The 26,644-nt window shown below is 36.0% G+C and carries 38 protein-coding genes; 36 read left to right on the forward strand and 2 right to left on the reverse strand.

The window, feature by feature from the left end:
- Positions 1–8: 8 nt before the first annotated feature.
- The 6 genes from recT to ACWV26_RS06530 all read left to right on the forward strand — a co-directional run bounded on the left by recT (position 9) and on the right by ACWV26_RS06530 (position 3,361).
- On the forward strand, positions 9–815 hold the full coding sequence (gene recT / locus ACWV26_RS06505) for a recombination protein RecT (protein ID WP_455897538.1): 807 nt from the start codon (positions 9–11) through the stop codon (positions 813–815).
- A gap of 181 nt (positions 816–996) precedes the next feature.
- Entirely contained in the window at positions 997–1,947 is a 951-nt protein-coding gene (locus ACWV26_RS06510) for a DnaD domain-containing protein (protein ID WP_455897539.1), read from the forward strand.
- Positions 1,835–2,803, forward strand: coding sequence for an ATP-binding protein (locus ACWV26_RS06515; protein WP_455897540.1), 969 nt, complete (start codon positions 1,835–1,837; stop codon positions 2,801–2,803). Before ACWV26_RS06510 ends, ACWV26_RS06515 begins: the two co-directional genes overlap by 113 nt.
- Positions 2,803–2,997, forward strand: coding sequence for a hypothetical protein (locus ACWV26_RS06520; protein ID WP_455897541.1), 195 nt, complete (start codon positions 2,803–2,805; stop codon positions 2,995–2,997). Before ACWV26_RS06515 ends, ACWV26_RS06520 begins: the two co-directional genes overlap by 1 nt.
- On the forward strand, positions 2,994–3,206 hold the full coding sequence (locus ACWV26_RS06525) for a hypothetical protein (protein WP_455897542.1): 213 nt from the start codon (positions 2,994–2,996) through the stop codon (positions 3,204–3,206). The genes ACWV26_RS06520 and ACWV26_RS06525 overlap by 4 nt, the downstream gene beginning before the upstream one ends.
- A complete protein-coding gene (locus tag ACWV26_RS06530) occupies positions 3,203–3,361 on the forward strand; it encodes a hypothetical protein (protein WP_455897543.1) in 159 nt (52 codons plus the stop codon). The genes ACWV26_RS06525 and ACWV26_RS06530 overlap by 4 nt, the downstream gene beginning before the upstream one ends.
- Before the next feature lie 235 nt (positions 3,362–3,596).
- On the opposite strand, the gene ACWV26_RS06535 is transcribed toward ACWV26_RS06530, so the two are convergent.
- Positions 3,597–3,773 (reverse strand): excalibur calcium-binding domain-containing protein, encoded by a 177-nt coding sequence (locus tag ACWV26_RS06535; RefSeq protein WP_455898196.1) that lies wholly within the window; start codon positions 3,771–3,773, stop codon positions 3,597–3,599.
- Complete coding sequence (locus ACWV26_RS06540) at positions 3,755–3,910, reverse strand: hypothetical protein (protein WP_455897544.1); 156 nt, start codon at positions 3,908–3,910, stop codon at positions 3,755–3,757. Before ACWV26_RS06540 ends, ACWV26_RS06535 begins: the two co-directional genes overlap by 19 nt.
- Before the next feature lie 133 nt (positions 3,911–4,043).
- Here ACWV26_RS06540 and ACWV26_RS06545 point away from each other — a divergent pair, with 133 nt between their 5' ends.
- The 30 genes from ACWV26_RS06545 (at position 4,044) to ACWV26_RS06690 (ending at position 26,642) form a co-directional block, all read left to right on the forward strand.
- Positions 4,044–4,193: a hypothetical protein gene (locus tag ACWV26_RS06545; protein ID WP_455897545.1), complete on the forward strand. Its 150-nt coding sequence runs from the start codon at positions 4,044–4,046 to the stop codon at positions 4,191–4,193.
- On the forward strand, positions 4,193–4,375 hold the full coding sequence (locus ACWV26_RS06550; RefSeq protein WP_455897546.1) for a hypothetical protein: 183 nt from the start codon (positions 4,193–4,195) through the stop codon (positions 4,373–4,375). The genes ACWV26_RS06545 and ACWV26_RS06550 overlap by 1 nt, the downstream gene beginning before the upstream one ends.
- Before the next feature lie 158 nt (positions 4,376–4,533).
- Entirely contained in the window at positions 4,534–4,716 is a 183-nt protein-coding gene (locus tag ACWV26_RS06555; RefSeq protein ID WP_455897547.1) for a hypothetical protein, read from the forward strand.
- A gap of 6 nt (positions 4,717–4,722) precedes the next feature.
- Positions 4,723–4,908, forward strand: coding sequence for a DUF3954 domain-containing protein (locus ACWV26_RS06560; protein WP_455897548.1), 186 nt, complete (start codon positions 4,723–4,725; stop codon positions 4,906–4,908).
- A 692-nt stretch (positions 4,909–5,600) separates the two neighbouring features.
- Positions 5,601–6,398 carry a hypothetical protein gene (locus tag ACWV26_RS06565; RefSeq protein WP_455897549.1) on the forward strand — a complete coding sequence of 266 codons (798 nt, stop codon included), beginning with the start codon at positions 5,601–5,603 and terminating at the stop codon, positions 6,396–6,398.
- 251 nt (positions 6,399–6,649) lie between these two features.
- Positions 6,650–7,165 (forward strand): sigma factor-like helix-turn-helix DNA-binding protein, encoded by a 516-nt coding sequence (locus tag ACWV26_RS06570; protein ID WP_455897550.1) that lies wholly within the window; start codon positions 6,650–6,652, stop codon positions 7,163–7,165.
- 457 nt (positions 7,166–7,622) lie between these two features.
- Complete coding sequence (locus tag ACWV26_RS06575) at positions 7,623–7,805, forward strand: hypothetical protein (RefSeq protein WP_455897551.1); 183 nt, start codon at positions 7,623–7,625, stop codon at positions 7,803–7,805.
- Between the two features lie 238 nt (positions 7,806–8,043).
- Complete coding sequence (locus ACWV26_RS06580; protein ID WP_455897552.1) at positions 8,044–8,262, forward strand: hypothetical protein; 219 nt, start codon at positions 8,044–8,046, stop codon at positions 8,260–8,262.
- Positions 8,263–8,310: 48 nt separating this feature from the next.
- On the forward strand, positions 8,311–8,910 hold the full coding sequence (locus ACWV26_RS06585) for a hypothetical protein (RefSeq protein ID WP_455897553.1): 600 nt from the start codon (positions 8,311–8,313) through the stop codon (positions 8,908–8,910).
- A gap of 105 nt (positions 8,911–9,015) precedes the next feature.
- Positions 9,016–9,657, forward strand: a complete 642-nt coding sequence (locus tag ACWV26_RS06590; RefSeq protein ID WP_455897554.1) for a hypothetical protein — start codon at positions 9,016–9,018, stop codon at positions 9,655–9,657.
- Between the two features lie 67 nt (positions 9,658–9,724).
- Entirely contained in the window at positions 9,725–10,093 is a 369-nt protein-coding gene (locus ACWV26_RS06595) for a DUF1064 domain-containing protein (protein WP_455897555.1), read from the forward strand.
- 32 nt (positions 10,094–10,125) lie between these two features.
- Complete coding sequence (locus ACWV26_RS06600) at positions 10,126–10,572, forward strand: terminase small subunit (RefSeq protein ID WP_455897556.1); 447 nt, start codon at positions 10,126–10,128, stop codon at positions 10,570–10,572.
- Positions 10,562–11,833 carry a PBSX family phage terminase large subunit gene (locus tag ACWV26_RS06605; RefSeq protein WP_455897557.1) on the forward strand — a complete coding sequence of 424 codons (1,272 nt, stop codon included), beginning with the start codon at positions 10,562–10,564 and terminating at the stop codon, positions 11,831–11,833. Before ACWV26_RS06600 ends, ACWV26_RS06605 begins: the two co-directional genes overlap by 11 nt.
- Positions 11,834–11,844: 11 nt before the next feature.
- Positions 11,845–13,254: a phage portal protein gene (locus tag ACWV26_RS06610; protein WP_455897558.1), complete on the forward strand. Its 1,410-nt coding sequence runs from the start codon at positions 11,845–11,847 to the stop codon at positions 13,252–13,254.
- A 3-nt stretch (positions 13,255–13,257) separates the two neighbouring features.
- Positions 13,258–14,268: a phage minor head protein gene (locus ACWV26_RS06615; protein WP_455897559.1), complete on the forward strand. Its 1,011-nt coding sequence runs from the start codon at positions 13,258–13,260 to the stop codon at positions 14,266–14,268.
- A gap of 87 nt (positions 14,269–14,355) precedes the next feature.
- The gene (locus tag ACWV26_RS06620) at positions 14,356–14,967 is read left to right on the forward strand and encodes a phage scaffolding protein (protein WP_455897560.1); all 612 of its coding nucleotides are present in this window, start codon (positions 14,356–14,358) and stop codon (positions 14,965–14,967) included.
- Between the two features lie 13 nt (positions 14,968–14,980).
- Entirely contained in the window at positions 14,981–15,955 is a 975-nt protein-coding gene (locus ACWV26_RS06625; RefSeq protein WP_455897561.1) for a major capsid protein, read from the forward strand.
- 42 nt (positions 15,956–15,997) lie between these two features.
- Positions 15,998–16,264, forward strand: a complete 267-nt coding sequence (locus ACWV26_RS06630; RefSeq protein WP_455897562.1) for a hypothetical protein — start codon at positions 15,998–16,000, stop codon at positions 16,262–16,264.
- Positions 16,248–16,559 (forward strand): phage head-tail connector protein, encoded by a 312-nt coding sequence (locus ACWV26_RS06635; RefSeq protein ID WP_455897563.1) that lies wholly within the window; start codon positions 16,248–16,250, stop codon positions 16,557–16,559. The genes ACWV26_RS06630 and ACWV26_RS06635 overlap by 17 nt, the downstream gene beginning before the upstream one ends.
- A gap of 1 nt (position 16,560) precedes the next feature.
- The gene (locus ACWV26_RS06640; RefSeq protein WP_455897564.1) at positions 16,561–16,887 is read left to right on the forward strand and encodes a phage head closure protein; all 327 of its coding nucleotides are present in this window, start codon (positions 16,561–16,563) and stop codon (positions 16,885–16,887) included.
- Positions 16,884–17,309 carry an HK97-gp10 family putative phage morphogenesis protein gene (locus ACWV26_RS06645; RefSeq protein ID WP_455897565.1) on the forward strand — a complete coding sequence of 142 codons (426 nt, stop codon included), beginning with the start codon at positions 16,884–16,886 and terminating at the stop codon, positions 17,307–17,309. Before ACWV26_RS06640 ends, ACWV26_RS06645 begins: the two co-directional genes overlap by 4 nt.
- Before the next feature lie 4 nt (positions 17,310–17,313).
- A complete protein-coding gene (locus ACWV26_RS06650) occupies positions 17,314–17,733 on the forward strand; it encodes a DUF3168 domain-containing protein (RefSeq protein ID WP_455897566.1) in 420 nt (139 codons plus the stop codon).
- Positions 17,733–18,260, forward strand: a complete 528-nt coding sequence (locus ACWV26_RS06655) for a phage major tail protein, TP901-1 family (protein ID WP_455897567.1) — start codon at positions 17,733–17,735, stop codon at positions 18,258–18,260. The genes ACWV26_RS06650 and ACWV26_RS06655 overlap by 1 nt, the downstream gene beginning before the upstream one ends.
- Positions 18,261–18,314: 54 nt before the next feature.
- Positions 18,315–18,770 carry a tail assembly chaperone gene (locus ACWV26_RS06660; RefSeq protein WP_455897568.1) on the forward strand — a complete coding sequence of 152 codons (456 nt, stop codon included), beginning with the start codon at positions 18,315–18,317 and terminating at the stop codon, positions 18,768–18,770.
- A 92-nt stretch (positions 18,771–18,862) separates the two neighbouring features.
- A complete protein-coding gene (locus ACWV26_RS06665) occupies positions 18,863–19,099 on the forward strand; it encodes a hypothetical protein (RefSeq protein WP_455897569.1) in 237 nt (78 codons plus the stop codon).
- Positions 19,100–23,230, forward strand: coding sequence for a hypothetical protein (locus tag ACWV26_RS06670; RefSeq protein ID WP_455897570.1), 4,131 nt, complete (start codon positions 19,100–19,102; stop codon positions 23,228–23,230). It abuts the gene before it with no gap.
- Positions 23,221–24,093, forward strand: a complete 873-nt coding sequence (locus tag ACWV26_RS06675; protein WP_455897571.1) for a phage tail family protein — start codon at positions 23,221–23,223, stop codon at positions 24,091–24,093. Before ACWV26_RS06670 ends, ACWV26_RS06675 begins: the two co-directional genes overlap by 10 nt.
- Before the next feature lie 13 nt (positions 24,094–24,106).
- Positions 24,107–26,155: a glycine-rich domain-containing protein gene (locus ACWV26_RS06680; protein ID WP_455897572.1), complete on the forward strand. Its 2,049-nt coding sequence runs from the start codon at positions 24,107–24,109 to the stop codon at positions 26,153–26,155.
- 21 nt (positions 26,156–26,176) lie between these two features.
- On the forward strand, positions 26,177–26,503 hold the full coding sequence (locus ACWV26_RS06685; RefSeq protein ID WP_455897573.1) for a hypothetical protein: 327 nt from the start codon (positions 26,177–26,179) through the stop codon (positions 26,501–26,503).
- A gap of 1 nt (position 26,504) precedes the next feature.
- Positions 26,505–26,642 carry a hypothetical protein gene (locus ACWV26_RS06690; RefSeq protein WP_455897574.1) on the forward strand — a complete coding sequence of 46 codons (138 nt, stop codon included), beginning with the start codon at positions 26,505–26,507 and terminating at the stop codon, positions 26,640–26,642.
- The last annotated feature ends 2 nt before the right edge of the window (positions 26,643–26,644 follow it).

A 26,644-nucleotide genomic window follows, 5' to 3' on the forward strand; every position in this document is an offset into this window, starting at 1 on the left:
CATTATCCATGGCAACTACTAACGAATTAAAAGAACAAATGAAACAACAAGCACCAGTTCAACACAAGAAACCAAAAACAATTGAAGATTATATGAAACAAATGGCTCCTGCAATGGCAGAGGCGCTTCCAAAACATATGAGTGTTGACCGTTTAACTCGCTTAGCAATGACAACTATTAGAACGACTCCTGCATTACGTGAAGCTGACGTATCGAGTTTACTAGGCGCAGTAATGCAAGCTGCACAACTCGGTTTAGAACCTGGACTACTTGGACAATGTTACTTGCTACCATTCAAAAACAATAAAAAAGGTATCACAGAAGTTCAATTCATTATCGGTTACAAAGGGATGATTGATCTAGCGAGACGAAGTGGTCATATTCAATCTATTTACGCTCATGCGGTATATGAAAATGACACATTCGAGTATGAATTAGGCCTTGAACCAAAATTGAAACACACGCCTACAATGTCGCCAGAAAAGGGCGCATTTGTTGGAGCTTATGCAGTAGCTCATTTCAAAGATGGCGGTTATCAATTCGAGTTTATGTCTAAAGCGGATATTGAAAAGCGAAAATCACGTTCTAAAGCTGCAAATTCAAGTTATTCTCCATGGGCAACCGACTATGAAGAGATGGCTAAGAAAACAGTTGTCCGTCACATGTGGAAGTACCTTCCTATCAGTGTGGAAGTTCAAGAACAAGTGGCATATGACGAAGGAGTTGGTCAAAGCATTAAAGATGTTACTCCTAACCAAGATGTATTTGTACAAGCCCCTGATCAGATTCTAGAGAGTGAAGCACAAGAGGGTTAATTATGAATACACAATCAAAAGTTGTCCTACCTGCTTGGATATTCGAGCAGGCCGGGGCAATACAGATGAAATTAAACGACTAGTACTCGAGTATATGAAGCGATATGAAGGATATCGGGTTATTAAGGTTAGTAAAGGTCTGGCAATTTGCGAGACTGACAGATTTTAAGGGGGTACAGACGTGGCTAAATACAGACAAGTACACACAACATTCTGGGACGATTCTTTCGTTCTAGATCTCACACCAGAAGAAAAATATTTTTACTTGTATCTCATGACTAATGGAAAAACAACTCAATGTGGTATCTATGAATTACCTTATCGAGTTATCGAAATGCATACAGGTTATAACCGAGAAACAGTATTGAAGCTCTTAAAAAGATTCATTGATTACGGAAAGATTGATTATCACGAAACAACGAAAGAACTCATGATTCATAATTGGGCGCGTTACAACTTTATCAACTCTCCAAAAGTAAAAAAATGCATTGAAAAAGAGTTGCTAGAGGTCAAACATATACCGTTTGTAGACGAATATCTTACAACTTTAGAACGGTTTGGATACCGTATCGATACCGTATCAATACCATCAAAAAACGCTAATGAACCAAAAGAACCAAAACACAGTAATACCAACGGCTCGATACAGTATCGATACCCTATGGATAGTCTATATATAGACCTGGGGGAAGAAGAAGAAAAAGAAGAAGAACAAGAAGAAGAAAAAGAACAAGAAAAACAACAAGAAAAAGAAAGTCGGTCGTCGTTGTCAAATCAAATCTTCGAATTAATAGAATCAAATAATATGGCTGCACTTAATTCGTATACATCTCAAGAAGTTGAATACATGATCAAAGACACATCAGAGGAATTGACCTTAGAAGCATTTAAAATTGCTATCGACCAAAATGAGCGAAAGCTCAGATACGTAAAAGGCATTATCCGAAACTGGAAAAATGCAAAATTAAAAACATTACGTGATTTAGAAATCTATGAATCTAGTAAACGAGGTGAACAAAATGGAACCCATAAACAAAACTCTCCAAGAGATTATGGCAAAGAATCCAGAATTCAAGAAGCGAATGCAAGACGTGCAAAATTATTACGCGGAGAATCCGATTCAACAAATTAATGAACCTAGTGATAAATGTCCATTTCACTTATGCGATGGTTCAGGATTTATCTGGTGGAAAGATTGGAGTCGTGCAACACAACCGTACGATTCAAAAAATCCATCTGAATGGCAAGAGCTATGTAAATGTTACGAACAACGCAAGAAAGCATTGGAATTGAAAAAGAAACTTGCTACGGCAGGTATTCCTAAATTATTTGTGGATGCTCACTTAAATAATTTTAATTACGGTGTATATAAGACTGAAATAAACAAGCAAATTGGTAAAACGAATCGTACAGCTGCAATTAATTACATCAAGAACTTTGAACAAATGAGTGGTGCGGGAAAAGGCTTATACATTTACTCGAGTATCAAAGGATCCGGAAAAACAAGATTGGCTATAAGTATCGCAAATGATTTAGTGCATCAATTAGGAATTAACGTAACGGTTGTAAAAGCGGTAAATATGTCAAAAGAAGTTCGTAAAACTTACAAGCAGGATAGCAACATGAACGATTTAGAAGTTATTGCAGCATTCCAAAAGGCAGATGTACTAGTAATTGATGACTTAGCTGCAGAAAAGCCTTCTGAATTTGTAGAAGAACTCCTTTATACAATCTTTGATTATCGAGTTGAACAAAAACTACCAACGATTATTACATCTAATCTAACTATTGAAGAATTTGGGTCACAACAATATCGAGCGAAGGATGGCCAAATTAAAAGTTATGAAGAGGGTGGAGATAGTCGCGTTGTTAGTCGCTTGAAAAAGTTATGTATGGAGATATTCATGCCGGAAGAATCTGTTCGTGATCGTGAGAGCGAATACGAAAACAATAAGCTGGAGCAATTGTTATTTAAGGAGGCTAAATGATGACTGAAATCACACCTCAATTAGTAGCTGACCTAACTGATAAAAGTTTTGGTGTTCAGCTAATTGTTACTGGACTTGCTCATTTGGTAGAGGATGAGGGTTACACACCACATGAAGCATTAAGTATCGCTCATTACACAGGGCATAATTGTTTTCATGCATTAGCAGAGTTGAAAAAGGAGGCAAAACAATGAACGTAACAAACCAAATAAAATTCATCGTAGACCAAATCGTTATCGCTTATTGCCAGTATCACAACCTGGGTCCAACGAAAGAACGCGACGAACGTTTTGAAAGTTACTTAGCGCAATTAATGCAAATCACAGGGTTAGATCGTGAAGGTGCTTTGAAATATGCGGTTGATTTCTTGGCAGCACAAAACAAGTGCGAGGGGGTTGCGTGATGAAAACAACACTTACTCAACAAGCAATTAAAAGCCAATACATCACAGAACTACATAAAGAAGGTATCAAAAGTATCAACGGTCAAGCATTGGCAGTTTGCGAGTTATCTGATTTACGACGGGAATTGGCATTGAGAAGGGCTGTTAATCATTAGTGTACTTTTGAAATATTTAGTGCATTAAAAAGACATAGCAGAAAGAGTCTCCACTATGTCTCAATCTCGATACGGGGAGTTGTATCAGGAAACAATTAATATTTACCCTTGCTGTTAATTAATAAACATATATTTTTTAAATCGCATCAATATATGCACTAATAATCATGCTAAGGGATTGCGTGATATGAAAAACATAAAATGCTAAAAGTTATACAAATCTTAAATGAAATTATTATTTTTCACATGCGATATTATCTTTATCTCTATCTAAGTTGGAATTGTTTTTCATAGCTTTTTTATAGATTGTTTTTGAAACTGTTGCACTGGAAGTTTTATATATTGTGCTGCCATTACGTTTGTGAACAGCATCTTTCGTTTTGGATGAAACTCTTACACCATGAGAGGATATTTAGCGTTAAATGCTTTACAACTTGAATATATACTTGCAGCGTGTGCGTTTTCATTGCTATTTGTTGCTAATGAAGCACCAAAAAAAGTGCTAAAAGTTAGTGCGGTAGCTATGCCATATTTCATTAGTTTATTCAAAATAATTCCTCCTATATATTTTTATAACTAAATAATATATAGATGTAGAAATAAAATATATTAAAAATTTATTATTTTTAATATATTTGTGATTTCGACAAAAATACATTTTGAAATTGGAGTGACAGAATAAGTGATATCTAAACTATCTCTAGAAGAGCGCAAAGCGATGGAGGAATATCTTGAGTTTATCAATATGACTCGTAATGGTTTCTACAACCACTGGTGTGATGAACGTTTGGAAGATGAATATAACAAGTTTGCGAAAGGAAGTGCTTCATAGTGGCTTGGGGCAGATACAACAATAAACAAATACTACGTGGTGTAACAAAGCATGACGTAGAGAAAAAGATACTATCTCACCAAGAACGTGGATGGATGCAAATCAGTGAAATTCAAACGGAAAACAAAAATGGTGGAGCTTATGCGGTGTTAATGGAATTCCCAAATAAAAAACACGCTTGAATGGCAGTTCAAACGTGTTGGCTGAAAGAGAGTCCTATGAGTTGGACGGTTCAGGAATAACCATCCAACTCCATTTTGAACAATTTGTTAATAGATTATACGTTCAAGATTCTTTCAAGATGCGTTCATTTATAAAAAGTTTAAAAGTGGTGAAATAAATGATTTCAATGTTACGCAAGGATGCATTAGATCGGCAGAAGTTGCTATTTAATCATCGGTGCATGGGATGCCCATATCGAAATCCAAAAAATTATACAAAACAATGCTTAAGTTGCCCGGTGCGAGACGAACTACTAGAAATCGGTGAAGTATTAGACAAAACAATTAAATCGGTGGGGTGAGCAATCTTGGTTAGAAAAATTAATGAAGAAATGATTGTACAAGTTGATTTAAGTATAAACGCTGTTTACGTAGTATGTGATGGCCACATCATACAATTAGATACCCCACCAAACGGATATGGAAAACAGGAAATTTCTTGGCAGAAGGGTTTTCCAACGCATAGCGAAATTAAATATACCCAGAAGTTTTAGTATTTATTACCTAAAATTCCGATTGAAAAATAAAATATAAATTATAAAATGTAGATAAAGAGATGTATTAATAAGCTTTTTTCGGAGGCGTGAGATGGATTGCACTAGTGTTGGTATATTGTTCTTGCTTATAGGTATATTCTTACTTCCTTTTGGTATTTATTATTTCAAGGAATATTGGGAAGAGTTCAAGGAAAAAAGCAGGAAAAAGAAAATATTAACTTTCATATTAATTTTCTTTTTGGAGTTAATAGATGTGTCTACTACACAATTGCTATGGATATTATATATATCAGTAATATTTATACTCTTCGGTATTGTATTAATTGTATTAGTATAGGATGTATCTTTATTTAATACATTAATTGATACCTGATGTTAAAATGAGTTAAAAAATATACTTAGCAAAATATGCTTACTGGAACTACCAGGAGCACTGAATTTACGCATTTAATGCGTTTATTTGGTGCTCTTTTTTAGTTATGAAGGAGGTTTAAATATTAGAATAAAAGAAATGAAAATAAATAAGCAAAATATCCTAAAAATATATATAATAAAGTTACTAAAGCTATGTGCCTTTGTGCTTATCGACAGAAAGTCCAAAGTAAGTGAGTTGCCTTTGTTTGATAAGACTAAAGTCATGCTTAGTAAGATAAAAGTCAAACAGTTAAATGGGATGAGGGTGAGGAGTTTTGATAGGTATTGAATCTATTGGGAATACAAAAGAAAATGAAGAGTTAGTAAAATCAACTGAAATAGTAGATGAAAAAGAAGAACGCTTGCAAAGTACTAAAACTAATAAATACAGTGTATGGATACAAAATAAATTCATAAAATTTATAGTTATAGTTTTTTTGATGTTTATGTATTTAGTTACTATTGCTGTTATTGAAGTAGAGTTCCCTTCGTCAAGCAAAATTGTTCGTGTAATTACAGAGGTAATATTTATGGGTGGTTATTTTTATAGCATTCATTGGGCTTTATCTAAATTAACGAAAAGAAAGACGAAAAGTAAGCAGCAAAATTTCGAAAATATAAATGAATGGATTAACTCAGGAACAGAAGAACAATTATTTAATTATCTTGAGAATTTAACTTCTAAATTAAATTATAGTAATGATTACATGAGCAATATGAGATCAATTTCAAAAATATTGAGCAAACAAAGTTCTGGAAATCAAAGATTGTTATTAGCTGATTTGCAGTCTAAAGAAAAGAATGATACATATATTAATATTATTATAATGGTGATTACAGGTTTTATATCAAATGGAGCAATATGGTATTTAAAGTATAGCTATGATAATTTGAATACCGTTAAAAAGAGTTTTGTAACTCCTGAAATTGATTATTTTTTTGAGATTTTAAGTGTATTTCTATTTTTAATTTTATTAATAGTTCATACTGTAAAAATAAATTACATTATATCCAATAAAAATCGTCTTTTTATTGAAATTATTAAAATGAATTTAGAAAAACTAGATAAATAGTCTACCAGCCATCTGGTGGAAAACACTTGATATATCTGTTTAACTAGTCATTTATTATCCTTTTTTATTATGGATAATGTTTACGAAAACTAAAGGAATAACTAAGCTAGTAATCACACTATATATAATCTGACAAGTATGCTAAAATATTCTTATTTCATAAGCTTACTGGAACAACCGGGAGCACTGAATTTACGCAATCACTGCGTTTATTTGGTGCTCCTTTTTTATTTGCTAAAGGAGAGATAACAATGATTAGTGTAGAAGAATTAATCTTTGAATATAAAGACAGTAAAAGAGGTCTTGAAGAAATGCTATTGCGATTAGATCCAGAACATCCACAAGCAGAAATGGACAAAGGCCATATTAATAGCATGATTCGTGGCATAAAAGAAACAATCGAATGGATGGAAACTGGACGTGATCCACAAGCATATAGAGGTGCTGACAAACGTTTCGTGTACGATGGCAATGAAGTTATTGCAACCATTAGCAGCTATGATGATGAAGTGTTGCCGATGTTAGATATTTACGACGATGAAGAGCAAGACCTTAGTGGAAGAGAACTAACAAATGAGGAAAAACAAGCAATCACTCAAGCAATTGGTGTTCTATCAATTCGAGAAAAACAATGCTTTATGTTACACACTGTATGTCAATGGAGCCATGGCCGTATAGCGGATAAGTTAGGGGTCAAAAGAGCGAGTGTTCAACAGTTCATTAGACGTGCACAACACAAGGTGAAATTCTCTATTGATGCTCAATAAAGTAGGTAAAAATAATCATTTCTTGTCATACACTTGTCATACAGTAGCCTATATAATGAGGGGGATATGGGGGAGCCGAGCTTTTGACCTTCGCCTTAAAGAATTCTCCCTCAAAGGTTATCAAAACCAACCACCAACCCAAGAAGACTCCTCCGTTGATTATACCTTGCTAAGATGGAGTGCACAGGCGGTAACGAACGACATTGAGGTCTGTACTTTTTTAGTACCTTCTGATATAAGCGAATAATACGAAGCATATAGTTATCGAAAAACATCTAGGCTTGTCAGTATTGTTCGTTTATATGAGATGAATTTCCTATAACATTTTCATTGTAAAGTGAAAATGTTCACAGGTTATGTGAAGACTAACCACTTTGATATTTTTTAAACGGTATATTTGCCTTAATTATTAAATTCTCTTTCATGTTAAAATTAATGTGTAGGGAGTTGAGTAATTATGGATAAGGATTTAAGAAAAAATTTATCCAATAAGTATCTTGAAAAAAATCGAGAATTAATTATTATTGCTCAAAAAGAATTGGATTTCCTCACTAATAAACAATTAGATGAAGCAAGAAATTTAAGACTAGAAAAGAATAAGTTACTTAAAGAAATAAAAAATTTTGAACAATTACTTTGAGATAGTTAATCCGCATATTAATGATGTGGATTTTTTTATTTTTATTATGAAACAAGCGAATGTCCTGCATAGATCACCTTATTGGATAGACATTCGTTTATTTGATAGTGAAATCTAACCTATTGTAAATTCTCCCCTTTTGAAGGCTATCATGCTAGCGGTAGTCTTTTATTATGTTTATCAGATATGTAATATACACTTCTTCTGAGATTACTTATAGTAATTCTGGAGGTGCTTGATGAATATTATTGATTTTAATTTTGGTAACAATATTATAATTGATTTAGTTATAAAACTTGCAATTACATTAGGAATCCCGCTTATTGTAGTAGTGATAATAGGATGCATACTTATTAATTTTAATGTTCCAGATAAAGTTGTGGGTTGGATATTGGTGATACTATTTCTAATATCTGTATCATATTTATTATTTTTATCAGGTTTATCAGATGTGTAATATACTTCTTTCTTGCTGTTTTATATAGTTAAGCGGGAGGATGAATGAATGAAAAAAGATGATGCTATCTCTTGGTTAATTGTGATAAATGCTATAATGATTTGTTTATTTATTTGGATTTTAATAACAAATTACATATACAGTGGAAACGAAACATTGATTGGTGCTGGTATTAGCCTAATTGGAGCAATATTAGGTGGTATAATTTCGGGTTTACTAACATTAATAGGCGTAAGAATAACAATAAAAGATAATAATGATAAAAGAAATGCAGATTTAATACCTCAAAAACTGTTGGATATTGAGGATATAATATTTATTTTAGAAAGACAATATGAATTGCTGATTAAGAAATATAGCGAAGATAAACCATCGGGTTTGCTTAATCCTATATATAGAGAGCGTATAAAATATATTATTCAATACTTAGAAGATGATGGTTTATTAAGGAAATCAGCAAATGTAAATCTTAGAACTTATAAAATCACAAGAAAATTATATAATGCTTTAAAAATATTGATTTATGACGACAAAGCCCGGTCTATACCAGTAGATTTTCCTTACAAACAAATTAACGAGGCAGTATTCACAACTATTAATGATCTTAAAAAAGAATGTGAAAAAATAAATAATAAAATCGATATGTAATTATTAGCATTCTTCGGGATGCTTTTTATTATGATTATCATTTTTGTATTATTCACATATATTTTCTTTCACGTTAAGATAATTGTGTAAGGAGGTGTTAGGAAAATGTTTAATTTAAAAGAAACAAAATTGATTAAGGCGTTTTCTTCTGGTGGATTATTTGTTGAGGTGGGTAATGCATTTTTAAAATTAATCTTATCCTTTTGTATAATCTTCACTTCTTTAGCAATATTAAATGGAAACAATGCAAACGCAAAAACAAGTTATATACAAAACAAAGATAAAATTTATACTTATAAACAAAAATATGCATACGACTCCGAAGAAGATAGCCAAACACTCATTGATAAATATGAAAAAACGAAAAATGGTTACCTTTTTTTCTCCACTGGTTCATATAAAGAAACAAAAAACGGTTTATATATTGCGGACTGTGTAAAAAAATGTGTTAATCCATCAAAAATAATATCTTATCCAATAAAATTAGGGAAAACATGGAAGTATAATTTGGATTATGATAGTAAAATTATAGCTACGAATTTAACTATTAAAACAAAAGCAGGAACTTTTAAACATGTAATTAAAATAGAAATATATCCTCCATCTGAACCAAAAAAACCTTGGAGTTATTCTTATTACGCTCCAAATGTTGGTTTAATTCGAGAAGAATTTTATAATGCTTATATGGGTCCTACTGTATGGATCAAGGTAGATTTAATAAAACTTAAGAACAATAAAAAACACTGATGAGTATTTAAGGTAGAATGGCATCTCAATTGAGATGCTTTTTATTTTGCAGAAATGAGGTGATTACATGAAACGAAAAAACAAATACAATAACCGTAAAGTTGAAGTAGATGGAATTGTATTCGATTCATACATGGAATCACGTTATTATCGCGATCTAAAAGAATGGCAACACCAAGGTATTGTGAAAACCTTTGAAATGCAAGTGCCTTTTATCTTACAAGATGCATTTACCAAAGATGGAAAACGTCATAAAGCAATTAAATACATTGCAGATTTTGTTGTAACATTTGCAGATGGCCGAACTGAAGTAATCGATGTGAAAGGGAAGATTACACAAACATTTCGTAATAAACAAAAGTTGTTTGAATTTAGATATCCAGATAAAACAATTAAGTGTGTTACAAGAAAGCATAAAGAATGGATTGAATTATAAAGGAGCGATTAGCGTATGAGTGGTGATTGCTATTGATTGAACGTAAATTAACACCTAAACAACAAGCTTTTGCTGATTATTATATTGAGTTAGGGAATGCGACAGAGGCAGCTATTAAAGCTGGTTATAGCAAGAAGACCGCGAAAGAGATTGGTAGCGAAAACCTCACAAAACCTAACATTAAGACATATATTGACTCTCGTATGGAAGAATTGCAGTCAGAACGTGTTGCAAGCGCTCAAGAGGTCTTAGAAACTCTTACTGCAGTATTGCGTGGGCATGCAACTGGTACTGCTCTTGTTGGTATGGGGATGGGTGAACAAGAAGTAAAAGAAATTGAACCATCCGTAACTGAGCGCATTCGTGCAGGTGAATTATTAGGGAAACGTTATAAACTATGGACCGAAAAAGCTGAGGTTGAAGTTGCTGGAGCTGTTCAGTTTATTGATGACATAAGTGGTGATGGTAATGGCAGTTAAACGATTGTCCGAGCTATTACCAAATGCCTTTCATGATGTTTGGAGAAAGGCAATTGATCCAGAGATTCTCAATATTATCTGCAAGGGTGGCCGTGGTTCCGGTAAATCCTCGGATATTGCTCATATTATTGTGCAAATGCTTATGAGGTACGCTGTAAATGCAGTTGGTATCCGTAAAGTGGACAACACAATTGAATTATCGATATTCGAACAAATCAAATGGGCCATTAGTGAGCAAGGTGTTTCACACTTATTTAAGGTAAACAAATCCCCTATGCGAATTACATACATCCCTAGAGGAAATTACATGGTATTCAGAGGGGCGCAAGAACCGGAGCGTATTAAATCATTAAAGAGTGCTAATTTCCCTTTTGCTATTGCTTGGCTAGAGGAATTAGCGGAATTTAAAACAGAAGATGAAGTCACAACCATTACAAACTCGCTGTTACGTGGTGAGCTTGGAAATGGTCTTTTTTATAAGTTCTTCTATTCTTACAACCCTCCGAAAAGACGGCAATCATGGGTGAACAAGAAGTATGAGAGCTCATTTGTATCTGAAAATACTTTCGTTCATTCATCTACATACCTTGATAATCCGTTTATTTCTAAACAATTCATTGAAGAAGCAAATGCAGCAAAAGAACGAAATGAATTGCGTTATCGATGGGAATATCTTGGCGAAGCAATAGGTTCAGGTGTTGTTCCATTCGATAACCTGCAAATTGAGAAAGGCTGCATTACCAATGAAATGGTAGCTTCATTCGATAACCTTCGAAATGGAGTCGATTATGGTTACGCTACGGATCCATTAGCATTTGTAAGATGGCATTACGACAAGAAAAAGAACGGCATTTATGCTATTGATGAATATTACGGCCAGAAGATTAGTAACAGACAATTAGCGAAGTGGTTGCATGAACGTGGATATCAATCAGATGAAATACGAGCAGAAAGCGCTGAACCAAAATCAAATGCAGAATTGAAGAATGATTTAGGTATTAAACATATCAAGCCAGTAAAGAAAGGTCCTGATTCAGTCGAATATGGTGAAGAATGGCTCGATGATTTAGATTTCATTTGTATAGATCCATTACGTACACCAAATATTGCGCGTGAGTTCGAAAATATAGATTATCAAACAGACAAAGATGGTAATCCAAAGCCTCGTTTAGAGGATAAAGATAACCACACAATAGATGCAACTCGCTATGCCTTTGAAGATGATATGAAGAATCGGAAAGGTATACAAATTTTACGTTAGGAGGTATGTCATTGCATTGGTTATTAGGAAGAACACAGACAGATGAATTTATCGATATTATTAACAATAACAAACCTAAAGCTATTGATACCGTAAAAGAATTATACACGACTTTCAATCCATCTCAATTCCTCGAAGGAGTAAGATATTACTTTAACGAGAACGATATCACGAATAAGCAAGTATATGTATACGATGAAAACGGAAATAAAGTATTAGATCAAGACGCAACAAAAGAAGCTTCCAAAATTCCATCGGGCTTCCACAAGATATTAGTCGACCAAAAGGTTGGCTATCTTGCTGGGGAGCCTCTTTCTTTTGGCTCGAAAAGCGATAACAAAAAGGCTCTTGAGCTTATAGATGAATTAATCGGGGAAGATTTTGAAGATACACTTCCAGAATTAATACTGAATGCTTCGAACAAAGGCAGAGAGTGGCTTCATCCTTATGTAGATGAAGATGGAGAGTTTCAACACATCATCATACCTGCTGAAGAGTTCATTCCTATCTACGATACAAAGCGAAAGGATAAACTTGTTGCCGGTATTCGATTTTATAATGTAGCCGAAAACGTAGTGAAACTGGAATTATGGACACCAGATGACGTTACTTACTATGAAATGCTTAATGGTGAAATATTTATCGATGTAACTGAAGAAATCAACCCAGCGCCACATTTTTATCAAGGTGAAACAGCAATGAGTTGGGGTGACGTTCCATTCATTGAATTCAAGAACAATGAATTTGGCGTATCAGATCTAATCTTTTATAAAAAGCAAATCGATGGTTACGACAACTTAGTGAGCACAACGCAAGATACATTAGAAGACATTCAAGCACTGATCTATGTATTAAAAGGTTATGAAGGGGAGTCCTTACAAGAATTTAAAACAATGCTGAAACGATATAGAGCTATTAAGGTAGAAGCCGAAGAAGGTTCGGGCGTTGATACATTAAGCGGTGATGTTCCTGTAGAAGCCTATAAAACGCAACGTGACACTTATATCACTGATATCTATTCATTTGGTCAAGGGGTTGACCCTAGTCCTGATATTATCGGTAATGCTCCAAGCGGTGTTGCACTGCAAAACCTTTATTCATTATTGGATATCAAATCATCAATGCTTGAACGTAAATTTACTAAGGCTTTACGGAAATTCATGTGGTTTGTAGCTGAATACGCAAAGTTAAGCAAAAAAGGCGAGTTTGATTATCGAGATATCACTTTCAGCTTTAACAAAATGATTTTAGTGAATGAATCTGAAATCGTTGATATGGCACAAAAGAGCCAAGGTGTTATCTCACAAACTACTATTCTTGAAAATCACCCTTGGGTTAAAGATGTGGCATTAGAGCAAGAGAGATTAAAGGCTGAGCAAGATGCTTATAGCGATTCTTTAGGAGGGTTAGGGGGTGACTAGCCTATGAACCAACAAGAAATTAAACAAGAAATTGAGAAACTGATTCAACAGGCTGAAACAGACATCGAATTAGTGTTTTCTTTGCGTTTACAGAGCATTTTAGATGAACTTAATAAAATGTATGCCAAGTTTGTTAAGAGCGATGAGACAAGCTATACAGACCTAAATAAATACAACCGATTAACAAAGGATCTAGACAACATAGCTAAAGAATTAACAGAGGACTATAAAGATATTGTTAGCAAGATTATAGAAATGAATGAAAACGTCTATGTCGAGAACTACCTGAAAATGGCGTATTTGTTTGAGGTATTCACTAGCACTGAAATGGGCTTTGCTCCACCAGCTAAAAGCCTTGTGCAAGTATCATTAAGGAATGCTATTAAGTATCTAACTTTACCTTCCATACTTGAAAAACATAGAAATGAGATTGTTCGAAGGTTGAACATTGAAATTTCTCAATCACTAATAGCTGGTGAGGGATATTGGAAGATGGCTAAACGAATTGAAAATGCAGTTAATTTCAGCAAGAAAAAGGCTAGAGCAGTTGCAAGAACTGAAGGAGGCCGTTCTCTTTCGTTGTCTGATGAACAAGTTTACGAGCAGGCTAGTAAACATGCAGAAGTTACAAAAGTTTGGCTGTCAGCGCTAGATAATGATGTCAGAAGCGCTCATAGGAAACTAGATGGAGATAAGGCGGATAAAGAAGGTTATTTCAACTACGATGGACTGAGAGCCAAAGGGCCACATCAATGGCATGTGGCTAAAATGGATATAAACTGTCGATGTGTTGTGATTTATCTAGTGAATGGAATGCTTCCTGAGGCTCGAAGAGGTAGAGATTATCGAGATGCTAACTATCAACAAAAGCTTGCAGATCGTATTGATAAATACATGGAACAAGGTCTTACTTATGCTAAAGCTTTAAATAAGGCACAAAAAGAGATTAAACCACCAAATGTTGTTGTTCCATTCCAAACGTATGATGAGTGGGAGAAGAAATTTGTTGCGTAATATTCGTCTTTAAGCAATAGACGTTAAACAGGCTTTTTTATTATGCCTACGTGTCGTTGCACGTAAAAAACGAAAGGAGGAAGAAAGATGAACAAAGAAGCACTAATTGCATTAGGTTTAACAGAAGAGCAAGCAGATAAAGTAATTACGGGGTTTGGGCAAATGGTTCCGAAAACTCGATTGGATGACAAAATTCAAGAAGTAAACGACTTAAAAACCCAAATTAAAGACCGTGATACTCAGCTTGCGGATTTAAGTACAAAAGCTGCAGGTAACGAGGAATTGCAAACGCAAATTCAAAACTTGCAAACGCAAAATCAAACTACTGTTGCTGAATACGAAGAAAAACTGAAGCAAAAGGACTTTGACCTTACATTATCGGAAGCGCTACGCAATGCAAAAGCAAAGAATCCAAAAGCAGTTAAAGCATTATTGAACGTCGAAAACATCAAGCTTGATGGACAAACACTATTAGGTCTTGATGATCAACTAAATGCTTTGAAAGAGTCAGATGCATATTTATTTGAATCTGAAAAATTGAAAGGTAATACACCACCAGCTGGCAATCAACATGTACCAGGTGGCTACAACAAACCAAATCCGTTCGCGAAGGATTCGTTCAATTTAACGGAACAAGGGATTTTACTGCGTGATAATCCTGATTTATACAACCAATTAAAAGCTCAAGCAGGGCGATAGGAGGAATTAATTTATGCCAATTACAAGAATTGCAGACATTATCCAACCAGAAGTATTTACGAACTACGTTACTCAACGAACAATGGAATTATCAAATGTATTAAATAGTGGAATCGCAACAAACGATGCAGAATTCAATGCTTTAGCAAGTGGTCCGAATACACTTGTAAACATGCCATACTTCAATGACCTAACAGGCGATTCAGAAGTAATGTCTGATGATGGTTCACTAACTCCAGGGAAAATTGGTACAAGCAAAGATGTAGCTCGTAAACAAGGCCGTGCAAAAGCATGGGGAGCAAATGGTTTATCTGCATTACTTTCCGGTGCTGATCCAATGGGCGCAATCGGTAATCTTGTAACTAATTATTGGGCACGTGACCGGCAAAAGATTTTACTTTCAACTTTAAAAGGGGTATTCGCTTCAGCATCAATGGCTGGAAAAATCCATGATATTTCTGGTGCTGCAGATTCTACAGCATTATTTAGTGCAAATAGTTTCTTAGATGCAGTACAAATCATGGGTGATGCAAAAGATTCTTTAGCAGCTATTACAATGCACTCAGCAGTTGAAACGTATCTAGCTAAATTACAATTAATCGAATACGTTCAACCGGCTGGCCAATCAGTTCGTATTCCTTATTTCATGGGGAAACGAGTAATTGTTGACGATGGTATGCCTTTTGATACAGGCACAGGCATTGCAGAAACTTATATTTTCGGTCAAGGGGCTTTAGCTTGGGGTAATGGTAAACATCCTAATATCATCGAAACTGAAACAGATCGTGACACAATGGCTTCATCTGGTGAAGATTTCTTAATCAACCGTAACATCTTTATGCTTCACCCACGTGGAGTGAAATGGACTGAAACTTCTGTTGCTGGTGATTTCCCAACAAACACTGAATTATCAACAGGAACTAACTGGGAATTAGTTTACGAGCCCAAAGCTGTTCGTATGGTTGATTTCAAATTTAAAATCCAATAATCAGGGCGCTTATGCGCTCTTTTATTATGAAAGGATGATTATATGGGAGCTTATACATTTCGGCGCGCTCGTGAACGATTTGTAGCAAAAATGAAAGAATCTACTGATTATTCGTTTGAACAGTTAAATGAATTAAAGGTTCCTCAAATCAAAGAAATCTTAAAAGCAAAAGAAATTGATTTTAAATCAGGTGATATCAAAAAAGAGTTAATCGCTTATTTGGTTGAAGTGCCAGAAGAAGCGCAAGAGGAAAAGGGAGAAGAACCACAACAACCTGTAGATGGTGATGACAATGTGGAATCCGACTGATCAAGAAGTAAATGAATTAATTCAAATTAACAGCGATACTTCAACTCCAGAACGAATTGAACATTATCACACGTTAGCACCAATTTACTTTGACTTTGCAAATGATTATTGCAATCAACAATTTGAAGTGCCAAATAGTAACGTGAAAGTGTTTATCGCTAAAGCTATACAATTTTATACGCAAAAGGCTGGTCTAACTGCACGTTCTATGGGGAGTGTCAGTTATTCATATGCTACTGATTTACCATCAAGTGTATTGAAACCATTAAAGCCTTTTAAAAAGTTGAGGTGGTAATATGAACGACGAATTTCCGCACATTGTAGAAATCATTGCATTAGTTCCTGGAGTTGAAGATGATTCCGGCGGTTTTGGTGAAGATACAGAACAAACGTTAATTCAGATGTGTGCATTTGTTGATACAGTAACAAGCAAAGAACAATATACAGCCATGCAGCTACAGAATCCTTTAGATCGATACATGTTTTATCCCTATCGGACAGACGTGCTACCAAGCCATTATGTATTGTTTGAGGGTGAAAAATACAAAATAGCAGGCAGACCAGAAGACCAAGGCGCACAGCATGAAATCATGCGAGTGCCATTAAAGTTGGTGAAATCATGAGTATTACCCGAGTAGGTAACAGAACACTTGAGAAAGCCTTGCAAAAATGGGGTAAAAGCATTGAGAACGATGTAAAACGTATCGTTCATGAAACAGCTATGATCATCCAGAATGAGGCGAGAGCAAGGGCTCCGGTTGATTCTGGGTACTTGCGCCAATCTATCACCTATGTGATGGATATCGATAATCAGGGTATTTCAGCAATGATTACTGTTGGAGCCGATTGGGCCGTCTACGTGGAATTCGGCACGGGTATACATGCTGTTGCGGGAAATGGACGAAAAGATGGATGGGTTTATTATGACGAAAGACACGGAAAGTTCGTGTTCACTCGTGGTATGCAACCTCAACCATTCTGGTTTCCGGCTCTTGAAATTGGCCGGAAATATTTTATTAAAGAAATGAAAAAGCTAGGAGCGTGATGCCATGTTAGCATTTGCGCCAACACAAAAAGCCATCATGGATAGATTAAGAGGAGATGCAAACGTCACTGCCTTGCTAAATGGAGTTACTAACTATAAAGGTGTGTACGACTACGTAACGGAAGATACACCTTTTCCTTATATCGTTATTGGAGAGCCTACAAGCAATCAATTCGAGGTTAAAAACAACGATATTGTCGATATGTCAGTTACTCTCCACATATGGAGCATCTATAAGGGCAATAGTGAAGCGTATAAAATACTTAGCGCTATCCATGAAACTTTTAAATACAAATTAGATATTACAGGTTATAAAACAACCAAAACGTCATATCAAGATGCTCGTGTTTTTACAGACATAGATGGCATTCATCGGCATGGCGTTTTTACATTGCTAATTACATTAGAAAAGGAGAATGAATAATGCTTAAAAACGGGAAAGATACGATTCTTTTAATTCAAAAAGCTACAGCTGCATTAGGCGAGGCAGCATTTGTTATCGCTCAACAAACAGATTTATCACATAAGACTGAAACGGAAATGGTCGATGAGCAAACAAAATTCGGTCGTATTGTTGCACCTGGTAACTTATCAGAGTCATTTGATGTTACTGCTTATGGTGATACAGATGACGAAGGGCAAAAAGTTATTTTTGAAGCAATCCGAAACGGCGAACAAGTCAAAGTATGGAAAGTTAATTTAAAGAAAAATGCTACCGATAAACACGATGCAGTATTTGCTTACGGTTACTTTGAATCAGTAGAAGAATCAGCAGGCACTGATGGTTTTGTAGAAGTATCCGCAACTATTCAGGTGCTAGGTACATCTCAAACAGGTGAGTTAGATCCATTACCTGATGCAGTAATCGAATTTGGTAAATATGGTTTCGAAACGCCTGGTCAAAAATCAGGTGAACTAGGTGGAACTCAAACTGAGCAACCACCTGCTTAATGGGAGGGTTACCCCTCTCTTTTTTAATGCAAAAAAATAATTGGAGGAATCTAAATGTCATTACTACTAACTATTGGAGATAAAGAAGTACAAGGAAAACCATCATTTGCCTTTTTAAAACTAGCAGATTCTAAATACGGTACATTTCAAGAAAAAACAGGCGATATGACAGGAGGCCTAATGAATATCCTTTCAGGTGTTATTGAAGGTGATGTTCAAGCGGCAGCTAAGTATTGGGATTGTGCTACAGCCCATTTAAAAGAGAAGCCTACAATTGAAAAAATAGAGGAAGCTTTAGAGGCACGCATTGAAGCTGATGAAGATACAGAGCCTTTATTGAAAGAAATCTATAACGAATTGACTAATAGCGGTTTTTTCAAGAAAACGGTCAAAGAGTTCTGGAAGAATCTCGAAATGATGAAGGACTTCGGGAAAACGGAAGAAGAGAAAGCGGAAAACAAAACAGCTTACGATCTAATGATGGCGAAGAAAACAGAAATCGAGGCATAGACTTCGACCAGTTAGAGATTGATACCATTCAGCACTTAAATATCACTGATTTAGATTATCTCTATAGCTTAACGCCAAGAGAGTATAGCAACTTGATGAAAGGAGCTATGTTACGAGATGTTAAGCATTATGAAGATATGGCGGTGCAAGCAATCTTCGCAGCTCGTGCACAAAACGAAAAACGTGTAAATGTTAAAAAGCTATTTAATGCTGAAAAGGTTCGCAAAGAAATCTTGCAGAACAAGTCTGAAGTAGCAGAAGAAAAAGATTTTACTTTGTTTAATAAGGCAAAAGAAGCCATGAAAAATTATAAGTTGGGAGGGAAATAGATGACAGAACGTTTTAACGCTATAGTTGGCGCGAATGTTAGAGGTTTTTTATCGAAGATGAAACAAGTGCATGATACGTTGAAAAAGACTGCAACAGGTGCAAATGCAGATATTGGGGCAAATGTTAAAGCATTTAACGCAAAGATGACACTTGTACGTCAAAGCTTACGAAACGTTGAATATGCAAAATCTGAAGCAACCGTAAGCGCGGATATTTCACGTTTTAACCGTACAATGGCAGTTTTAAAAGCTAAAATGCTCGCATTATCAAGTTCAAAGGTAGTTGTCCAAGTTAAAGCAGACTGGAATCAATTCCAGAAAGGTTGGCAAGCTGGTCAACAAATGATGGGCAAAATAGCCTCATCAATAAGGAATTTTGGTGAGATTGTAAGCACGTCTCTACAGGGAGCATTTATTTCTGTATTGCCTGCTATTGCTCCTATTATTGCTAATATTGGTGGACTAATCGGTTCGCTTGGTCCAGTTATCGGAACAGTGGCAGGGCAAGCAGCAGGGCTTGGAACAGCTTTTATAGTTGGCTATGCAGGGTTGGGTACTGTTATTGCAGACGTGACCTCACAAGTTCAAGCATTGTATAAGAAAAACGCTGTGCTAAACACTCAACAACAAGAAACAAAAAATGCTCTAACTAAGGTTAAAGATACGTATAACGAGCTTATGCGTATCACACAGCGGCCAATTTTATTTGGTGTTAAAACAGGTGCTCAAATTGCTACTACACTTCTTAAAGAGTTAGAGCCATTATTTACTAATTCAGCAATGGCATTTAAAAACTTAATGTCTGAGCTTAAGAAGTCAATGGGAACCCCTCCTATTCAAAAATTCTTAGATTATTTGAATAAAGATGGCGCGAAAATGCTTACTAGATTCGCACAATCTTTCGGCAACATCTTTAAAGGTCTAGCTTCTATAATAACAGCCTTTGCACCACTTGCTGATAGTACATCAAAAGGCTTTTTGAACATGACAAAATCCTTTTCGGATTGGGCTGCAGGGTTAAGTAGGTCAGAGAAATTTAAAGCGTTTATCGATTACATTCAAACAAACATGCCGAAGATCAAGAGCATAATTGGCGACGCGGTTACAGGCATTGTAAATGTATTTTCAGCATTCGGACCAATGTCATCAAATATGCTTACTAACTTACAAGATATGATGGGGAGATTTAAAGAGTGGTCAGCTTCGCTTTCTCAAAACCAAGGGTTCCAAAAGTTTTGTAACTATGTTGTGCAAACAGCCCCAAGTGTTATGTCATTAATAGGGAATCTTGCGACTCTCTTAATTAATCTTGGTGTGGGTATGGCTCCATTGGGGCAAAAGATACTTGAATTAGCGAACAACTTCTTGACTTGGATTAATAACATGATGTCTGGTAATCCGGTTATAGGACAAGTTATTGCAATTGTTACATCGCTTACGGGTGTTATTATGGCAGTATTACCATGGATTTTATCAATTGGAACAGGTTTCACGCATCTTTTAGCACCAGGTACAACAGCGAATACGATTCTAACCAAAGTGGGAGAAGTAATCACAAAAATTATACCGACTATCTTAAATCTTGCTTCAAAGGCATTACCATGGCTTATTCGTGGATTTAGCTTATTAGGTGGTCCAGTTGGTGTAGCAATAGCGGTAATTGGTTTATTAATCAGCGTAGGGGTCATGCTCTACAAAAACTGGGATGCAATCAAAGCTTCATTGTCTAGCACCTGGAATAGTATAAAAGCTTCTGCAGCATCAATTTTTACTGCTATAGGTAACTTCTTAAAGAATACTTGGAACAGTATTAAAAATGTCACAAGCACTGTTTGGAATGGTATTAAGTCTTTACTATCCTCATTATGGAATGGGCTCAAATCTTTAGCTAGTAGTTTATTTAATGCTATAAAATCAGTTATTAGCAAAGTTTGGAATGGAATAAAAACTACGTCTTCTTCCAATTGGAACGGAATCAAGAGTGTTATATCAAGTGTATGGAATGGTATTAAGAGCGTTGTTTCTAGTGCATTAAATGTTGTCAAATCCGCAATTTCAAATGGATGGAGCAACGCAAAGAGTGTTACCTCAACTCTTGTAAGTGCTATTAAAACAGTAGTAACAAACATCTTTAATAGATTTAAAGAAGTTGTTTCGACTGCTATGTCAAATGTAAAAAGCGCAATTGAAACGGGTTGGAATAAGGCTAAATCGTTCCTAGATGGAATCGACCTGGTAAGCGTTGGTTCAAACATTATACAAGGTTTAATCAACGGTATTACATCTAAAATTAAAGATGTTATTAGTACTGCTAAATCAATTGCTGACAAAGTAACAAGTACCATTAAAAAAGCAATGGATATCCATTCTCCGTCCCGTGTTACATATGCTCTTGGTGAACATACAGGACAAGGTTATGCAAACGGTATTAAGAGTAAATCTAAAACTGTAGCTAGTTCCGCAAAATCTGTTGCGGCAGCGGCCAAAAAAGCATTTACCGATGGCATGCGTGGTCTTGATTTAAAACTACAAGCCGGATCAATTAGCACCGCAAGTTATGTTAAGCAAGCTAAAGCGCTCGGCAGCAAATATAAATCCGTTACAAATGCTCAGAACACGGTTGCAGCTAAAATCAAAAAAGCTACAACAGCTAAAGCAATTAAAGAACAAAAAGCAAGGCAAGCAAAACTCGCAAATATTACTAAAGATTTCAACACTAAGTACGCTGATTTAAACAACAAATATTCTGCCGGAAAAATCAATACTAGTGAGTATATTAAGTCCCTTGAGAACATGAAGGGGAAATACAGCAACGTCGCGAATGCTATATCAAAGATTGACGTAAAAGTCTCTCAAACCAAGAAAAAACAATTAAAAGAGCAGTTTGACGAGGATAAAGCATACTACGAAAAGAAATTGAATTCTGGAAAGCTTACAGCTGCACAAGAAGTTCAGTTACTCACTGATTTATCTAAAAAGTACAAGAAAAACAATGAAGAAAGAGTTTATTTCGAACAACAAGCTGCAGAGAAGAAAAAAGCAATCTATGATGGCTTTATTGCATTAAATGACGAGTATACCGCTAAGATTCAAGAGGCAAACCAAAAGTTAATCGACGATGAAAAGGCGTTAAATGATGACTACGCTAAAGCAGTTGCAGATCGTGCGAATACCATTAAAAACTTTGTTGGAATCTTTGATGAAATTCCTGATGCAGCAGAGACAAGTGGCCAACAATTAAAAGCTAACTTACAAGCTCAAGTTGATACAATTCGTTCATGGTCGCAAAATATGGCGAGTCTAGCATCAAGAGGTATTGATAAAGGCTTATTGCAAGAGCTACAAGCATTAGGGCCAGGTGCTGCAGGGCAAATTGCTGCATTAAATATATTATCTGATACAGAATTGCAAGAATATGTGGGATTATGGCAAGAAAAATCAACATTAGCGACTAGCATAGCAACTACTGAATTAGAAGGGATGAGACTTGATACTATCGCACTAATTGAACAGTTACGTAAGGATACTGCAGTGCAGTTAGCTACTTACAATTCTGAATGGCAAGCTAGTATCAAAGAGCTAACAGGCCAAACAAAAGCTAAATTTAATGCTTTAACAGCTTCAATGCCAAGCATAGGTAGGAATGTAATAAAAGGAATGCAACAAGGTTTAACAAACATGACACCTGCACTTTTGGCACAAGCACAAAGTATAGCAAACAGCATGAAAGCAACAATTCAAAAAGCACTAGATATCCACTCACCAAGTAAATGGGGCAAAAACTTCATTGGTAAAAACCTTGTGCTAGGAATTATTAACGGTATTAGTAACATGCAATCAAAAGCAGTATCTACTGCATTAGAATTAGCGAATGAAGTCAAATCAAGCTTAACTAGAGGATTAGTACAAAATGATGTACTTGGCTATACTGCAACGTCTACAAGCGCTATTAGCAAAGAATTAAGGGTTAATGTCAATGTAGATGTAAATGGCGATGATAGCAACAATGGAAAAGGTGTAGGGGTTGTGAATCAAGAAGTACACTTGCACAGTCCAAAAGAATTATCACCAAGCGAAAATGCACGTCTCATGAAAAAACAAGCTCAAAAATTAGCACAAGAATGGGGGTAGTCATCATAGAAAAAGTGACATTTACGAATAGCCGTGGAGAGTCCGTAGAGTTTGGTGACTCTCCTTTTTATTTGCAGAGTATTGAGGGGCTAGGTGAAGTATCGGCAAACATTCAAACACAGAAAAGTCCTTTTATCGATGGTTCGATATATATAGATGCAATTCTTGATGAAAGAGAAATTGAAGTTGAATTTGTTATCTCATATCCGTTTGGTACATATGAGGATGTATCGAATGCCAGGTCTCTAATTGCTAAAGTATGTAATCCAAAACTTGGTCCAGGAACACTTAGATATGAGAATGATTATATTGTCCGAATTATTACTGGAGTAGCCGATAGCGTGCCTGAGTATCTTGATAACGGAAGTAGAGCGAGAGTTTTACAAAAAGGGAAAGTTACCTTTGTTGCCCCAGATCCGTATTGGAAGTCTTTAGCTATTGAAGAAGAACCAGCATTCAAGCCTTTGTTCCAATTCCCATTCACTGATCCATTTCAAATGGGATTACAACAAGACAGAAGAATGATTATTAATGACGGCGATGCACCAACACCCATTTTTGTAGAGTTTTTTGGTCCAGCAGTAAATCCTATTATTAAAAATAATTCAACAGGTGAATTTATAAAGGTTAACCAAGAATTGCTCGAAGGTGAACGAATGGTAATTGATACAAGTGAGGAAAGTAAATCCGTTCACTTTATTGATGAAACAGGAGTAATAAGAAATGTATTCTATTGGATAGATCTCGATAGCGAATTTTTAAAATTGCAAATTGGTGAAAATGATATTGAATATACAGCTGACAATGATGTTCAAGGTGCAATAGTAAATATTAGTTATAACAAGCGATATAACGCAATATAAGGAAGGTGAAGAAATGACAGAGGTTTATAAATTTTTTAATTCAGCACCAGGAGATATACGAGAATATTATGCATCTGACTTTTCTAATTATTTCAGCTCTGTATTATCTGCAGGCCTGCTTTTAGATGAGAATCAAGAATACGGGCTGCAAGTCACTTTTGATTCTGGATTGAATGTAAAAGTTTCAGCGGGTAAAGCGCTTATCAAAGGTTATAGCTATGAAAATACAACTGATTTAACTCTTGCCCATAGTTTACCTGAAACAACTTTAGACCGAATTGATAGGGTAGTCCTTCGACTTGATTTAAAGAATGCATCTCGTTTTATAAAAGTATTCGTTAAAGAAGGAGTAGCAAGTGCTAGTCCGGTAGCACCAGAATTACAACGTGATCAATATATTTATGAACTATCGCTAGCACAAGTTATTTTAAGAGCGAATACAGCAAGTATCGTTGAAGGTGACATTACAGATGAACGGTCACTAGAAGATGTATGCGGTATTGTTCAATCGTTGATAACTGTACCGATAAGTATATTCCAACAACAATTCGATGCCTGGTTTAACAATCAAAAATCAGTTTATGAAACAGATATTACTGAATGGCAAACTCAAGAGAAAGCAGATTTTGAAGCGTGGGTAGAATCGCTACATAACGTCTTAGATGGAGATGTTGCAGGTAATTTAGCTAATCAAATTACTACTGTGCAACAAGACCTTGCTACACATCAGGCGGATTTAGCGCACGTCCGTTATATCGGATTAGTAACAGGTACAAACAGTTTAGTGGCTACAAGTAGTGAAATAACATCATTAGTAGAAGGGCTTGGCATAGCGTTTAAAAACACTACTGCCAACACGGGCGCTGTCACATTAAACATTAATTCGCTAGGTGCTAAAAGCGTCCTAAATTCGAAAGGAGAAGTTTTAGAAGCTGACGATCTAATTGCAAGCGGAATCTATACAGTTCGTTATAACGGCTCAAATTTTATATTACAGGGTAGCGGGGGAGGTGTAAGTAAAACAGCCCAAATTTCTGGATTAACTGCAACAGTTGGTTTTGATGTACCTGGAAAAATTCAACTAGATTGGACTAATCCTGTAGATACAAAATATAAGGGTATTGTCATTCGATATAAGTTAGGTAGTTATCCAACAAGCCCCACTGACGGAACATTATTTTATGACAGTAATGATGCTACCCCTGTTAATACGTTTACGAAAACAGGTTTCACAGATGGAACTACTTATTATATTCGTGCATTTGCTTACACCTATAAAAACGCTACTAGAGTATATACAACAGATACAACAGGCGCTCAAACTACTGCTGTTCCGTTACAAGTTAAAGGAATTCAAACGTTTACTGCGTCTACAACTTGGACAGTACCTGCAGGGGTGTCGAAACTTGATGTACACATCGTTGGTGGTGGTGGAGCAGGCGGGTCATTCACAAGTGGATATTATGGTGCCGCAGGTGGTGGCGGTGGATACACTAAACCCCTTCTTGGTCTAAGTGTGGTTGCAGGAACATCGAAATCCATCGTCGTTGGCGCAGGCGGAATAGCGCCATCTAGTAGTGGCAAAGGTGGCGATGGGGGAGCTAGCTCATTTGACACATATACTGCCGCAGGTGGTAAGGGCGGTGGTAGCTCTAGTGAATCGTACGTTGGTGGTGCTGGTGGTGCTGGTGGTGGTACAGGTGGCGGTGACGGTATAAACGGCTATTCATTCGGTGGAGATGGCGGATTTGATGGCGCCAACGGTCAAGCTTCAGCACGACCTGGCGGTGTTGGGCAAGGAACAACCACAAAAGCGTTTGGCGAAACATCTGGCACCCTTTATAGCGGTGGTGGCGGTGGTGGTAGTTATAGCAGCACTGGTTCAGACATTGCAGGTGCAGGTGGCGCAGGCGGTGGCGGTAAAGGTGGTTGGCGTGGCTCAGCGAGCACTATGCTACCAGGAGCAGGCTCTGCTAACACTGGAGGCGGTGGCGGTGGCGGCAATAATGCGCGGGGTGGTGCTGGCGGTTCTGGCATTGTTGTAGTTAGATGGGGATATTAAACTTTGAAAGGGTTGATATAAATGGCAATAGCACAAAGAGTATGGGCATTGATTAGCGATAACACAGTACAAAATATAATTGTGAGTGACACATATCCAATGGCTGATATGTTGGCAAAAAATACATTAGGCGAAGAAGCATTTGCGGTAGAAATCACACAAATTCCAACAGGTATTGGTCATACCTATGATAATGGTGTTTTCATTGATAAGTTAGGTAATGTAATTGATCCATTGCCAACGTCTGAAGAAGAAGTAATTACATTAAAGGCTGAAAATGAAGATTTAAAAACGCAACTTGCTACTACTCAAGAAGCAATTGACGCTTTAATTATGGGAGGAATTTAACATGGAAGCATACTTAGCAATGAGAATTGAACAAGGGAAATTGGATTACGTAGCAGTAACTACTAAGTTCCCACAATATAAAGACAGCATTGATCAGATATTGACTGCAGATGGTAAACAAGATTTAATGGTAGCTTAGTG

Source organism: Rummeliibacillus sp. JY-2-4R (genome assembly GCF_053847205.1).

Excerpts from the sequence above, each read along its gene's own strand:
- recT (WP_455897538.1), top strand. The coding sequence starts at position 9 with ATGGCAACTACTAACGAATTAAAAGAACAAATGAAACAACAAGCACCA.
- ACWV26_RS06520 (WP_455897541.1), top strand. The coding sequence starts at position 2,803 with ATGACTGAAATCACACCTCAATTAGTAGCTGACCTAACTGATAAAAGT.
- ACWV26_RS06645 (WP_455897565.1), top strand. The coding sequence starts at position 16,884 with ATGAGTATTACCCGAGTAGGTAACAGAACACTTGAGAAAGCCTTGCAA.
- ACWV26_RS06675 (WP_455897571.1), top strand. The coding sequence starts at position 23,221 with ATGGGGGTAGTCATCATAGAAAAAGTGACATTTACGAATAGCCGTGGA.
- ACWV26_RS06555 (WP_455897547.1), top strand. The coding sequence starts at position 4,534 with ATGATTTCAATGTTACGCAAGGATGCATTAGATCGGCAGAAGTTGCTA.
- ACWV26_RS06680 (WP_455897572.1), top strand. The coding sequence starts at position 24,107 with ATGACAGAGGTTTATAAATTTTTTAATTCAGCACCAGGAGATATACGA.
- ACWV26_RS06515 (WP_455897540.1), top strand. The coding sequence starts at position 1,835 with ATGGAACCCATAAACAAAACTCTCCAAGAGATTATGGCAAAGAATCCA.
- ACWV26_RS06605 (WP_455897557.1), top strand. The coding sequence starts at position 10,562 with ATGGCAGTTAAACGATTGTCCGAGCTATTACCAAATGCCTTTCATGAT.
- ACWV26_RS06650 (WP_455897566.1), top strand. The coding sequence starts at position 17,314 with ATGTTAGCATTTGCGCCAACACAAAAAGCCATCATGGATAGATTAAGA.
- ACWV26_RS06570 (WP_455897550.1), top strand. The coding sequence starts at position 6,650 with ATGATTAGTGTAGAAGAATTAATCTTTGAATATAAAGACAGTAAAAGA.
- ACWV26_RS06620 (WP_455897560.1), top strand. The coding sequence starts at position 14,356 with ATGAACAAAGAAGCACTAATTGCATTAGGTTTAACAGAAGAGCAAGCA.
- ACWV26_RS06635 (WP_455897563.1), top strand. The coding sequence starts at position 16,248 with ATGTGGAATCCGACTGATCAAGAAGTAAATGAATTAATTCAAATTAAC.
- ACWV26_RS06640 (WP_455897564.1), top strand. The coding sequence starts at position 16,561 with ATGAACGACGAATTTCCGCACATTGTAGAAATCATTGCATTAGTTCCT.
- ACWV26_RS06660 (WP_455897568.1), top strand. The coding sequence starts at position 18,315 with ATGTCATTACTACTAACTATTGGAGATAAAGAAGTACAAGGAAAACCA.
- ACWV26_RS06575 (WP_455897551.1), top strand. The coding sequence starts at position 7,623 with ATGGATAAGGATTTAAGAAAAAATTTATCCAATAAGTATCTTGAAAAA.
- ACWV26_RS06590 (WP_455897554.1), top strand. The coding sequence starts at position 9,016 with ATGTTTAATTTAAAAGAAACAAAATTGATTAAGGCGTTTTCTTCTGGT.
- ACWV26_RS06690 (WP_455897574.1), top strand. The coding sequence starts at position 26,505 with ATGGAAGCATACTTAGCAATGAGAATTGAACAAGGGAAATTGGATTAC.
- ACWV26_RS06685 (WP_455897573.1), top strand. The coding sequence starts at position 26,177 with ATGGCAATAGCACAAAGAGTATGGGCATTGATTAGCGATAACACAGTA.
- ACWV26_RS06585 (WP_455897553.1), top strand. The coding sequence starts at position 8,311 with ATGAAAAAAGATGATGCTATCTCTTGGTTAATTGTGATAAATGCTATA.
- ACWV26_RS06630 (WP_455897562.1), top strand. The coding sequence starts at position 15,998 with ATGGGAGCTTATACATTTCGGCGCGCTCGTGAACGATTTGTAGCAAAA.
- ACWV26_RS06595 (WP_455897555.1), top strand. The coding sequence starts at position 9,725 with ATGAAACGAAAAAACAAATACAATAACCGTAAAGTTGAAGTAGATGGA.
- ACWV26_RS06525 (WP_455897542.1), top strand. The coding sequence starts at position 2,994 with ATGAACGTAACAAACCAAATAAAATTCATCGTAGACCAAATCGTTATC.
- ACWV26_RS06615 (WP_455897559.1), top strand. The coding sequence starts at position 13,258 with ATGAACCAACAAGAAATTAAACAAGAAATTGAGAAACTGATTCAACAG.
- ACWV26_RS06580 (WP_455897552.1), top strand. The coding sequence starts at position 8,044 with ATGAATATTATTGATTTTAATTTTGGTAACAATATTATAATTGATTTA.
- ACWV26_RS06670 (WP_455897570.1), top strand. The coding sequence starts at position 19,100 with ATGACAGAACGTTTTAACGCTATAGTTGGCGCGAATGTTAGAGGTTTT.
- ACWV26_RS06625 (WP_455897561.1), top strand. The coding sequence starts at position 14,981 with ATGCCAATTACAAGAATTGCAGACATTATCCAACCAGAAGTATTTACG.
- ACWV26_RS06655 (WP_455897567.1), top strand. The coding sequence starts at position 17,733 with ATGCTTAAAAACGGGAAAGATACGATTCTTTTAATTCAAAAAGCTACA.